At 70.8% G+C, this 10,830-nt stretch carries 15 protein-coding genes and 1 pseudogene; 15 read left to right on the top strand and 1 reads right to left on the bottom strand.

The genetic code is table 11. The annotated features are described in order from the left end of the window. The 13 genes from LIG30_RS04440 to LIG30_RS04500 all read left to right on the top strand — a co-directional run. Positions 1-277: nickel-dependent hydrogenase large subunit (locus tag LIG30_RS04440; protein WP_038709996.1), on the top strand; the 277-nt coding region annotated here is incomplete at its 5' end. Positions 278-335: 58 nt separating this feature from the next. Next, positions 336-1,046 (top strand): Ni/Fe-hydrogenase, b-type cytochrome subunit, encoded by a 711-nt coding sequence (cybH, locus tag LIG30_RS04445; protein ID WP_038710015.1) that lies wholly within the window; start codon positions 336-338, stop codon positions 1,044-1,046. 7 nt (positions 1,047-1,053) lie between these two features. Then, on the top strand, positions 1,054-1,755 hold the full coding sequence (locus LIG30_RS04450; protein WP_083493894.1) for a HyaD/HybD family hydrogenase maturation endopeptidase: 702 nt from the start codon (positions 1,054-1,056) through the stop codon (positions 1,753-1,755). Next, positions 1,746-2,099, top strand: a complete 354-nt coding sequence (locus LIG30_RS04455; RefSeq protein WP_038709998.1) for a HypC/HybG/HupF family hydrogenase formation chaperone — start codon at positions 1,746-1,748, stop codon at positions 2,097-2,099. The genes LIG30_RS04450 and LIG30_RS04455 overlap by 10 nt, the downstream gene beginning before the upstream one ends. Further along, on the top strand, positions 2,096-2,587 hold the full coding sequence (locus tag LIG30_RS04460; RefSeq protein ID WP_051994860.1) for a hydrogenase: 492 nt from the start codon (positions 2,096-2,098) through the stop codon (positions 2,585-2,587). Before LIG30_RS04455 ends, LIG30_RS04460 begins: the two co-directional genes overlap by 4 nt. Before the next feature lie 18 nt (positions 2,588-2,605). After that, on the top strand, positions 2,606-3,469 hold the full coding sequence (locus LIG30_RS04465; RefSeq protein WP_051994861.1) for a hydrogenase expression/formation protein: 864 nt from the start codon (positions 2,606-2,608) through the stop codon (positions 3,467-3,469). A 2-nt stretch (positions 3,470-3,471) separates the two neighbouring features. Then, positions 3,472-3,705, top strand: coding sequence for a rubredoxin (locus LIG30_RS04470; protein ID WP_038710001.1), 234 nt, complete (start codon positions 3,472-3,474; stop codon positions 3,703-3,705). Continuing rightward, positions 3,702-4,229 (top strand): [NiFe]-hydrogenase assembly chaperone HybE, encoded by a 528-nt coding sequence (gene hybE, locus LIG30_RS04475; RefSeq protein WP_038710002.1) that lies wholly within the window; start codon positions 3,702-3,704, stop codon positions 4,227-4,229. The genes LIG30_RS04470 and hybE overlap by 4 nt, the downstream gene beginning before the upstream one ends. Continuing rightward, positions 4,226-5,362 carry a nickel-dependent hydrogenase large subunit gene (locus LIG30_RS04480; RefSeq protein WP_051994862.1) on the top strand — a complete coding sequence of 379 codons (1,137 nt, stop codon included), beginning with the start codon at positions 4,226-4,228 and terminating at the stop codon, positions 5,360-5,362. Before hybE ends, LIG30_RS04480 begins: the two co-directional genes overlap by 4 nt. Further along, on the top strand, positions 5,350-5,697 hold the full coding sequence (locus tag LIG30_RS04485) for a hydrogenase maturation nickel metallochaperone HypA/HybF (protein ID WP_038710004.1): 348 nt from the start codon (positions 5,350-5,352) through the stop codon (positions 5,695-5,697). Before LIG30_RS04480 ends, LIG30_RS04485 begins: the two co-directional genes overlap by 13 nt. Positions 5,698-5,726: 29 nt before the next feature. After that, positions 5,727-6,851 carry a hydrogenase nickel incorporation protein HypB gene (gene hypB / locus LIG30_RS04490; protein ID WP_038710006.1) on the top strand — a complete coding sequence of 375 codons (1,125 nt, stop codon included), beginning with the start codon at positions 5,727-5,729 and terminating at the stop codon, positions 6,849-6,851. Further along, entirely contained in the window at positions 6,848-8,023 is a 1,176-nt protein-coding gene (locus LIG30_RS04495) for a Kae1-like domain-containing protein (RefSeq protein ID WP_051994863.1), read from the top strand. The genes hypB and LIG30_RS04495 overlap by 4 nt, the downstream gene beginning before the upstream one ends. Next, a complete protein-coding gene (locus tag LIG30_RS04500) occupies positions 8,014-8,268 on the top strand; it encodes a HypC/HybG/HupF family hydrogenase formation chaperone (RefSeq protein ID WP_038710008.1) in 255 nt (84 codons plus the stop codon). The genes LIG30_RS04495 and LIG30_RS04500 overlap by 10 nt, the downstream gene beginning before the upstream one ends. Before the next feature lie 13 nt (positions 8,269-8,281). On the opposite strand, the gene LIG30_RS04505 is transcribed toward LIG30_RS04500, so the two are convergent. Continuing rightward, positions 8,282-9,334, bottom strand: coding sequence for an RNA-guided endonuclease InsQ/TnpB family protein (locus LIG30_RS04505; RefSeq protein WP_038710009.1), 1,053 nt, complete (start codon positions 9,332-9,334; stop codon positions 8,282-8,284). A gap of 89 nt (positions 9,335-9,423) precedes the next feature. On the opposite strand from LIG30_RS04505, the gene hypD reads away from it, so the two are divergent. After that, positions 9,424-10,551, top strand: coding sequence for a hydrogenase formation protein HypD (hypD, locus tag LIG30_RS04510; RefSeq protein WP_038710011.1), 1,128 nt, complete (start codon positions 9,424-9,426; stop codon positions 10,549-10,551). Further along, positions 10,548-10,830 (top strand): annotated as a pseudogene (locus LIG30_RS04515) (hydrogenase expression/formation protein HypE); the annotation flags it as partial. The gene hypD and the pseudogene LIG30_RS04515, both read left to right, overlap by 4 nt.

Here is a 10,830-nt window from a genome sequence, read left to right on the forward strand (position 1 = left end):
CGCGCCGCGCGGCGCGCTCGGCCACTGGATCCGGATCAAGGACGGTCGCATCGAGAACTACCAGTGCGTCGTGCCGAGTACCTGGAACGGCGGCCCGCGCGATGCGAAGGGCCAGATCGGCGCATTCGAGGCGAGCCTGATCAACACGCCGATGGCGAACCCCGAGCAGCCGGTCGAGATCCTGCGTTCGTTGCATTCGTTCGACCCGTGCATGGCGTGCTCGACGCACGTCATGAGCGAAGACGGCGCCGAGATGTCCACGGTGACGGTGCGCTAACCCGACGACGCCGTCGCGGCCGGCCGGCAACGGCCCGGCCGCGCGGCAAGGAACAATGATGACGATGCAAACGCAATCCCGGCGCGGCAACGCGCCCGAGACCGTTCCCGCCGCCAAGGCGATCTACGTGTACGAAGCGCCGGTACGCATCTGGCACTGGATCAACGCCGCGGCGATCGTGGTGCTGTCCATCACCGGCTACCTGATCGGCTCGCCGCTCGCGACGCAGCCGGGCGAGGCCAGCGCGCATTTCCTGATGGGCTACATCCGGTTCGCGCACTTCGCGGCCGCGTACCTGTTCGCGATCGGCCTCGCCGGACGCGCGTACTGGGCGCTGATCGGCAACAGCCACGCGCGCGAGATGTTCTGGGTACCGGTGCTGACGCGCGACTACTGGCTGGACGTGTTCGCGATGCTGCGCTACTACATGCTCCTCGGCCCGCGCCCGCGCCAGTACAGCGGGCACAACCCGCTGTCGCGCTTCGCGATGTTCTTCGTGTTCCTGCTCACGTCGCTCGGCATGGTCGTGACCGGCTTCGCGCTGTATGGCGAAGGGGCGCAGGCCGGCTCGTGGCAGCAGCGCGCGTTCGGCTGGATCCGCCCGCTGCTCGGCCAGTCGCAGGGCGTCCACACGTGGCATCACCTCGGCATGTGGGCGATCCTGATGTTCGTGATCCTGCACGTGTACGCGGCGATCCGCGAGGACATCATGGGCCGCCAGAGCGTCGTCGGATCGATGATCTCCGGCTACCGCACCTTCAAGGACTGAGCGCGCGATGCAGATTCCCCCGTTTCAACCCGGCGCCGGCGTGTCGCCCGGCGCCCGCCCGGACGGCGACGCGCCCGCGATCGTCGCGCTCGGCATCGGCAACGTGCTGTGGGCCGACGAAGGCTTCGGCGTGCGCTGCATCGAAGCGCTGCAGCAGCGCTACGAGTTCGCGCCCGACGTGATGCTGATGGACGGCGGCACGCAAGGGCTTTACCTGATCCAGTACGTCCAGGCGGCCGACTGCCTGCTGATTTTCGATGCGGTCGACTACGGCCTCGCGCCCGGCGAGCTGAAGGTCGTCGAGGACGACGAGGTGCCGAAGTTCCTCGGCGTGCGCAAGCTGAGCCTGCACCAGACCGGCTTCCAGGAAGTGCTGATGCTCGCGCAGCTGACCGGCAAGTATCCGCGCCGCGTCGTGCTGATCGGCTGCCAGCCGGAAGAGATCGAGGACTACGGCGGCAGCCTGCGTCCGGTCGTGAAGGCGGCGCTCGAACGGGCGCTGGAGCACGGCATCGCGTATCTGGCGAGCTGGGGCGGCGCGCCCGTGGCGCGCCGGACCGCGCTGAGCGCCGACGACGCGGTCACGCTGCCGCATCTCGCGCTCGGGCGCTACGAGAGCGAGCGGCCGAGCGAGGACGATGCGTGCCGCATCGGCGACGAGCGCGTGCTGGTGCGCGCGCGCCACGAGGAGCCGCCGTCATGTGCATAGGCTTGCCGATGCAGGTGGTCGACGCGCACGACCGGCACGCGTGGTGCGTGTCGCGCGGCGAGCGCCGCCGCATCGACACCACGCTGGTCGGGCCCTGCGCGCCCGGCGACTGGCTGCTGGTGTTTCTCGACGCGGCCCGCGAGCGGCTCGACGCGGCCCGCGCCGCGGAAATCGACGCGACCCTCGCGCTGATCGAGTCGGCCTGCGCCGGCGACCCGGCGGCAGCCGGCGCGACCGCCGCGTTCGCGCTGCCGTCGGCGCTCGGCATCGAAGAACTGACCCGGCTGGTCGGCGGCACGCAGCCCGCCGCCGGCCGCCATGCTTTACCTGAGGAATCGAAATGACCGATACAAGCGGCCTGGGCCACGACGCGACGAACGCGCGCGCCGATCTGCCGCCCGTGGTGCAGCGGCTGATCGAGCACGCGCACGCGGCGCTCGTCGACGAACAGACGCTCGACGCATGGCTCGCCGACGGCGGCGAGTGCGTGGTGCTGCTCCTGGGCGACCCGGTGCGGTTTCCCGAATCCCTCGACGTCGCGGCCGTGCTGCCCGAGCTGGCGAGCCTCGCGGCGACGCGCTTCGGCCGCACGCTGCGGCTCGCGGTCGCGACGCGCGCGGGCGAGAATGCGATCGCGCGACGCTTCGGCTCGCTGCGCTGGCCGGCGCTGCTGTGGCTGCGCGACAGCGGCTACGTGACCGTCCTGCCGGGCATGATGGATTGGGACGAATACGTGACGCGGGTAGCCGACGCGCTCGCGCTGCCGACGACGCGCGCGCCGTCGATCGGCATTCCCGTCAACGTTGCCGGCGGCCAGGCCGGCTGCCACTGAGATCGAGGCCTGCCGACCATGCAAATGAAACCGTTTCCCGTTCCCGTCGTGCCGTTCGGACCGGGCAGCCAGCCCGACGGCGACGCCGTGCTCGATTACATGACGATGCCGCAGGGCATGCACACGTTCGCGACGCCGTCGATGCCGGCGCACGCGGACGCGGCGTCGCTCGACGCCGCGCGCGCGGTCCTGCGCGCCGTGCTGGCCGCGCTCGACGCCTGCGGCCGCGGCGAGCAGCCTGCCGCGATCGACCTTGCGCAATGCGACCCCGCGACGCTGCGCGTGCTCAACGAAGCGCTCGGCGAGGGCGAAGTCAGCGCCCGTATCGACAGTGCCGGCGCGGGCAGCGTGCTGATCCAGGAGACCGTGTTCGCGGGCGTCTGGCGCGTGATCGCCGACGACGCAGCGCACCGCTGCAACCGGATCGAGGTCGGCGCGGCGCCCGCCGCGCTGGCCGAGGCGGCAAGCGCGCGCGCGGCGCAGACCCTGCCGGTTCCGGGCTCGCACCCGGCCGGTGTGATGAACGCCCCGGCGATCCTCACCGAAGTGCAGGACCAGGTCGCGCGCTGGCGCGCCGGCGATGCGCCGCACGTGATCAACCTGACGCTGCTGCCGCTTTCGCCCGAGGACACCGACTGGATCGACGCGGTGCTCGGCGCCGGCCCGGTGCAGGTGCTGTCGCGCGGCTACGGCAACTGCCGGATCGGCAGCACCGGCATCGTCCATTGCTGGCGCGTCGTGTACTTCAATTCGCAGGACACGCTGATCCTCAACACGATCGAGATCACGGAGTTGCCCGAAGTGGTGCGCGCCGCGCCCGAGGATCTCGCGGATTCCCGCGAGCGCCTCGAGCAGCTGATCGACTGGGTCGAAGGGGCGTGACCGTGGACGGCAGACCGACGTTCTTCGAAGGCAGCTACCTCGGCGACCGCAGCAGGATCGGCCCGCAGACGCGGCTCGAGTGCAAGATCTGCTGGTGGATCTACGATCCGCAGCTCGGCGACCCGATATGGCAGATCCCGCCCGGCACGCCGTTCTCGGCGTTGCCCGAGCACTGGCGCTGCCCGTCGTGCGACGGCGACGCCGAGCAGTTCATGGTCGTGGGGGACGAGCGTTGACGACGCATGGCCCGACGCCCGATGCCGCCCGCGCATCGGCGCCCGACGCGCGCGTCGGCGCGCTCGTCGCGCACTTCGAGACGGTCGCGGCGACCGCGATGCGCGACATGCCCGTCGTCCATCGCGGTCTGCGGGTGGACGCGATAGACTTCGGGCCGTTTCCCGGCGAGGCGGACACAAGCGGCGACCGCCTCGGCATCCTGATCGCGCCCTGGTTCATGAATCTCGTCTGGCTGCCGCCCGTCGGGACAGCCGACGACACGTTCCCGGCGCCCGGCTGTCAGGCGACGCGCCATGTCGGCGCGGTCGAACTGGAGTGGATCGGCGCGCACGCGCCGGGCGTCGGCGCGTATGCGTGCTGTTCGCTGTTCTCGCCGATGTTCGAGTTTGCCGACCACGCGAGCGCCGTGGCGACCGCGCACGCGGCGCTCGCGCAACTGCGGTCGGTCAAGGTCGACGCGCCGCGGATGAGCCGGCGCGCGTTCATGCTGCGCAACACCGCCGCGCACGGGGAGGGCGCATGACCGCTGCCGCGCATCCCGGCGCGGGCGCGCCCGGCATGGCCGCGTTGAGCGGCCGGTACGTCGTGCGGCCCGGCCGCCGGGCGAGCATCGCCGGGGGCCGGCCTCAACTGGCCGCGCCGCTGCTGCGCGGCCAGCCGGCGCACGCCGCCGCGCCACGCCTGTCGGCGCTGTTCGCGCTCTGCGCGCGCGCCCATGCGGTGTGCGCGGAACTTGCCGTGACCGCGGCCGGCGCGCCGGCCGCCGTGCCGCGCGACGAAGGCGCACGCACGGCGATGCTCGCGGGCGAAACGATCACCGAGCATCTGCGGCGCATCTGGCTCGACTGGCCGGCCCGCCTCGCCGGCGACGCGCCCCGCGCGCTGCCCGACGCAGCGGCCGCCGGGACGCGCGAATGGGTCGAGCGCCACGTGCTCGATGCGCCGGCCGGCGAATGGCTCGCGCGTTGGGAAAGCGACCCGCGCGGCTGCCTTGCGGCGTGGAGCGCGCGCGCAGCCACGTTTCCGGCGCTGTTGCTGCGGCAATGCCGGGCGGTCGCCGACGACCTGTGCGGCACGCCGCGCGCATTGCGCGTCGACGATGCGGCATTGCACCGCCTGGCGGACGCGATCGCGTCCGACCCCGGCTTCGCGCATGCGCCACTGCAGGACGGCGCACCCGCGGAAACCGGGGTCTGGACGCGCAGCAACGATCCGTGCGCGCACGCGTACGACACCGCGTGGCTGCGGCTCGGCGCCCGCGTGGCCGAGGTTGCGCGCCTCGCGGCCGGAAACGCGCCAGGGCCCGCGCCGGCCCTGCGCGCGGGCGCGCTGACGCTGCAGCCGGGCGAGGCGTTCGCGTGGTGCGAAATGGCGCGCGGCGTGCTGATGCACTGGGTGCGTGTCGCGCCCGGCGACGACGCGCGCATCGAGGACTACCGCGTGGTCGCGCCGACCGAGTGGAACTTTCATCCGGACGGCGCGCTCGCGCATGCGCTGTCGCGGCTCGACGCGTCGCCTGCGGCGCTCGCGGCCCGGGTCGGCGCGCTGATGGGCGCGTTCGACCCGTGCATCGCCTATGCTGTCGACTCGGCGCAGCCGGCAGCGGGCGGGCGCGACGACGATTTGAACGAGATTTCATCGACATGCATGAAGTAAGTCTGGCCGGCGGCGTGCTGGCCGCGGTCGAAGCGGCCGCAGAGCGGGAACGGTTCGCCCGCGTCAACGTGCTGCGGCTCGAAGTGGGGCGCCTGGCCGGCGTCGAAGTCGACGCGCTGCGCTTCGCGCTCGAGGCGATGACGCCCGGCACCTGCCTCGCCGGCGCGCGCATCGAGATCGCGGAGCCGCCCGGCCGCGCGTGGTGCATGAACTGTCATTGCGACGTGTCGCTGGCGGCACGCGGAGACCCGTGCGGCCGCTGCGGCAGCTACTGGCTCCAGCCGAACGGCGGCACGGAGCTGCGCATCGTCGACATGCTCGTCGACGATGCCTGAAACCCATTGATTCGCTGAAGGAGAACAACATGTGCGTGGTATGCGGGTGCGACAACCCCGGCGATCGGCACGATCATCAACACGGGCACGCGGCGCCTGACGCCCATGTCCACGCGGATGCGTCGAACGGCGACCTCCACTACGGCCTCGGGCCGGCGGGCGTGACGGTGCACGGCATCGACCAGGGCCGCACGGTCCGGCTGGAGCAGGACGTGCTCGGCGAGAACAACCGCCATGCCGGCCACAACCGGCAGCATTTCGCGGCGCACGGCGTGCGTGCACTCAATCTCGTGTCGAGCCCCGGCTCGGGCAAGACGACGCTGCTGTGCGCGACGATCGCCGCGCTGCGCGAACGCGCGCCCGACCTGCCGGTCGGCGTGATCGAAGGCGACCAGCAGACCGCGAACGACGCCGAGCGCATCCGCGCGGCGGGCGCGCCGGCGATCCAGGTGAACACCGGAAAGGGGTGCCACCTCGATGCGGCGATGGTTGCGGCGGCCTATGGGCGGCTGCCGCTGCACGACCATGCGCATGGCGATTCGCCTGGGCACTCGCACTCGCATGACCATAACCACGAGCACGAGCACGGCGATTCTCACTCGCATGCCCACTCGCATGCCCACTCGCATGCCCACTCGCATAGCCACGATCATGAGCATGGGCACGAGCACGGCCATGTGCACTCGCACGACCACTCGCATACGCATGCCCACGCCCCCGCTCATGCCGGCGCGCCGCAACGCCCGCACAGCGTGCTGTTCATCGAGAACGTCGGCAACCTGGTCTGCCCGGCGATGTGGGATCTCGGCGAGGACGCGAAGGTCGCGATCCTGTCGGTGACGGAAGGCGAGGACAAGCCGCTCAAGTACCCGGACATGTTTTCGGCCGCGCGGCTGATGATCATCAACAAGATCGACCTGCTGCCGTACGTGCAGTTCGACGTCGAGCGCTGCATCGCGTATGCGCGCCGGGTCAATCCGTCGCTGCAGGTGATCCGGCTGTCGGCCACGACCGGCGAGGGCGTCGACGCATGGCTCGACTGGATTCTGCAAGGCGGCGCCGCGCACGACCCGCTGGCCGAGCGGATCTCCGCGCTAGAGGCCGAGCTCGCGTCGCTGCGCGCATTGCGGCAGCGCGACGGAGACGCCGCATGACGGAGCGTGTCCAGCGGCTGCCCCGCGCATGGGGCGCCGGCACGGTGCTCGCGACCGGCGCGTGGCTCAAGAACGCCGCGTGCGTCTGCATCGACGGCGACGTCCACTGGTCGCCGCTTCACGGCGATCTCGACGACCCGCGCCACTGCGCGGCGCTCGACGCGTCGGTCGCCGCGCTCGTCGACGCAGCCGCGCGCGCGGGCCAGCCGGTGCGCGCGATCGCCCACGACCTGCACCCCGATTTCTACAGTTCGCGGCTCGCCGTCGAATGGGCGGAGCGGCTCGGCGTGCCGGCGGTCGCCGTGCAGCACCATCATGCGCACATCGGCGCGGTCGCGGCCGAGCACGGGCTCGCGGAGCAGGTCGTCGGGCTGGCGCTCGACGGCGTCGGCCTCGGCACCGACGGCGCAGCATGGGGCGGCGAGCTGCTCGACGTGTCGCCGCAAGGCTGGCGACGCCTCGGGCACCTGACGCCGCTCGCGCTGCCGGGCGGCGACATCGCCGCGCGGCAGCCGTGGCGCATGGCCGCGGCTGCGCTGCATGCGCTCGGGCGCGCGAACGAGATCGACGCGCGGCTCGCCGACGACATCGGCGCGCAGGCGGTCCGCACCGTCGGCACGATGCTGGCGCGCGGCCTCAACTGCCCGCCGAGCACCGGCGCGGGCCGCTGGTTCGACGCGGCCGCCGGGCTGCTCGGCATCTGCCGCCACCAGCAGACCGAAGCGGAGGCCGCAATCGCCCTCGAACGGCAGGCGACCGCATACCTGCACGCGCACCCCGAACCCGATACGTCGGGACTCTGGCGCATCGCGGACGACGGCGAGCTCGACCTGCGCCCGCTGCTCGCGCGCGTGCTGGAGATGGCCGACGCGGGCGACGCCGCCGGCGGCGCCGCGGTCTTCCACGTCGCGCTCGCCGACGCGCTCGCGGCATGGGCCGCGTCCGTCGCGGCCGGCCGCGCGGTGCTGCTCGGCGGCGGGTGCTTCGCGAACCGCCTGCTGACCGCGCGCCTGAACGCCACGCTGGCCGCGCACGGCGTGCGGACCTGCATGCCGTCGGCGGTGCCGTGCGGCGACGCCGGCCTCGCGCTCGGCCAGGCGTGGGTCGCCGCTCATGCATTGAAACCGGGCGCATTGCCCACCGCGTCGCAAGGAGCATCGACATGTGCCTAGCCCTTCCCACCCGTCTCGTCGAACGGCGCGACGACGACATGGGCGTCGTCGATCTCGGCGGCGTCCGCAAGACCATCTCGCTCGCGCTCGTGCCGGACGCCTGCCCGGGCGACTACGTGATCGTCCACGTCGGCTACGCGCTCGGCAAGGTCGATCCGGACGAGGCCGAGCGCACGCTGGCGATGTTCGGCGAGCTCGCGCAAACGCTCGACGACGGATCGTCGCAACCAGGAACGACACCTTGACGTCCTCCGCCGCCTAAAGGCGGCGGATTCCCACACCTGACGATGCACGTCCGCATCGGAGAATGTTCAGCGCAGCATTGGTATCACGATCATGTACGACACCACAGTCACTGCAGGTCCATTCCCTTATTCGCAGTCCTGCGATACCTTTCGGCCGCGTCGTGCTGTCTTTCGAACCGCACGCCGAACAGGACTGGGTCGAACTGCTTTCGTCCACTTCCTCGAACGTGACTCCGTGCGCCATCGCCTTGTAACGGAGCTTGTCCCGGAAGGACGACCAGGATGCGTCGTAGACGCTCTTCGCCATCCTGGTTCTGGCGAGTCTGGCAGCCGACACGTTGCCGACCGCGATGTAATCGAAGCGCCGCACCAGATCGAGTGCGAGCTTGTGCTGGAAATCCGCGCGGGCATTCGCTACCTGCGCGTGCAGCTTCGCAATATGCCGCTTGTGCTTGCGCGCCCGCTGCGCCTTCGCCAGCTTGTCGGCTGCGCGCCGACCGTACCGGTCATACGGCAGCTTTTCTCCGGTCGAAAGTGTGGCGAAGTCTTTCAGGCCGAGATCGATGCCGACACCGGAACGAATCGGGCGCGCTGGAACATCGGGCATCTCGATCACGATATTGAGGAACCAGTGGCCGCGCGCGTCCTGCGCGAAGTTGGTGCCGTCCTTGATCTTGCCTTCGGGAAGCGGCCGGCTGCTGAACACCCGGAAGGTGTTGCCGGCAAAGCGAAACGCGTTGCCCTCGCGCTTCAGGTCGCGGCCCTTCAGCGGCACCCAGCCCAGCGATTTCCTGCCGCGATAGCGCAGGTACGGGCGGCGGTGCTGGCTGCGCGACTTCGCGTATTGCTCGCACGTTGCGTTGACCGTGCCGGAATGGATGCCGAGCTCCTTGCTGCTGCCGGTCGTCAGCACGTTCAGATCAAAGCCGCTCGGCCACTTCTTGTGCCACTTGAGCGCGTGCTTCTGCGTGTCGTTGCAGAAGTTCCAGACGTAGTTCACCGCACGGCTTTGCTTGTTCAGCAAGCCGTTGAGCGACTTCACCCGGTAGCGGTAGACAAGGATCATACCGGTGATCCTAACTCGTGGAGAAAGCTGTCTGTCAACAGCACTCCTTTCCTCCCCGCCATGAATGGCGGGGTTTCTCGGAGCAACGGATGAAGTACATCGACGAATTCCGCGATCGCGCGCTGGCCGAGCGGATCGCCGCGCGCATCGCGGCGGAGGCGTCCGCCGACGCCCACTATCAGTTCATGGAATTCTGCGGCGGCCACACGCACGCGATTTCCCGTTACGGCGTGACCGACCTGCTGCCCGCCAACGTGCGCATGATCCACGGGCCGGGCTGCCCGGTCTGCGTGCTGCCGATCGGCCGCATCGACCTGGCCGTGCAGCTCGCGCTGGAGCGCGGCGTGATCGTCTGCACCTATGGCGACACGATGCGCGTGCCGGCGTCCGGCGGGATGTCGCTGCTGCGCGCGAAGGCGCACGGCGCCGACATCCGGATGGTGTATTCGCCGCTCGACGCACTGAAGATCGCGCGCCAGAACCCCGGCCGCGAAGTGGTGTTCTTCGCGATCGGCTTCGAGACCACCACGCCGCCCACCGCGCTGATCCTGCGCGACGCGGCGGCGGCGGGCGTCGACAACTTCAGCGTGCTGTGCTCGCACGTGCTGACGCCGGCCGCGATCACGCACCTGCTCGCGGCCACCACCGACGCCGTGCCGCTCGACGGCTTCGTCGGCCCGGCGCACGTCAGCATCGTGATCGGCTCGGCGCCGTACGAGGGGTTCGCGCGCGACTACCGCAAGCCGGTCGTGATCGCCGGCTTCGAGCCGCTCGACGTGATGCAGGCGATCCTGATGCTGGTCCGGCAGGTCAACGACGGCCGCGCCGAGGTCGAGAACGAGTTCTCGCGCGCCGTCACGCGCACCGGCAACGCGGCCGCGCAGGCGCTGATGCAGGACGTGTTCGAGGTGCGCGAATCGTTCGAATGGCGCGGGCTCGGCGAAGTCCCGGCCAGCGCGCTGCGGATTCGTCCGAAGTACGCGCGCCACGACGCCGAGGCGCGCTACGGGCTCGTCTACCGGCCGGTGCCCGACCACAAGAAATGCGAATGCGGCGCGATCCTGCGCGGCCTCAAGGCGCCGCGCGACTGCACGCTGTTCGGCACCGTCTGCACGCCCGAGAATCCGATGGGCTCGTGCATGGTGTCGAGCGAAGGCGCGTGCGCCGCGCATTATTCGTACGGCCGTTTCAAGGACATCCCGCTGGTACCCGCATGAGCACATCGCCCCGATCCCAAGTGAAGCCCGCCTATGTGCGGCCCCTCAATTTCCGCGACGGCCGGGTCGACATGGGCCACGGCGCCGGCGGGCGCGCGTCCGCGCAGCTGATCCGCGAGCTGTTCGTCGCCGCGTTCGACAACGAATGGCTGCGCCAGGGCAACGACCAGGCCGCGTTCGCGCTGCCGGCCCTCGCGGCGGGCGAGCGCATGGTGATGGCCACCGACGCGCACGTCGTGTCGCCGCTGTTTTTCCCCGGCGGCGACACGACGTGCGCGT

The organism is Burkholderia sp. lig30, assembly GCF_000687455.2.
Lineage (GTDB): Bacteria > Pseudomonadota > Gammaproteobacteria > Burkholderiales > Burkholderiaceae > Burkholderia.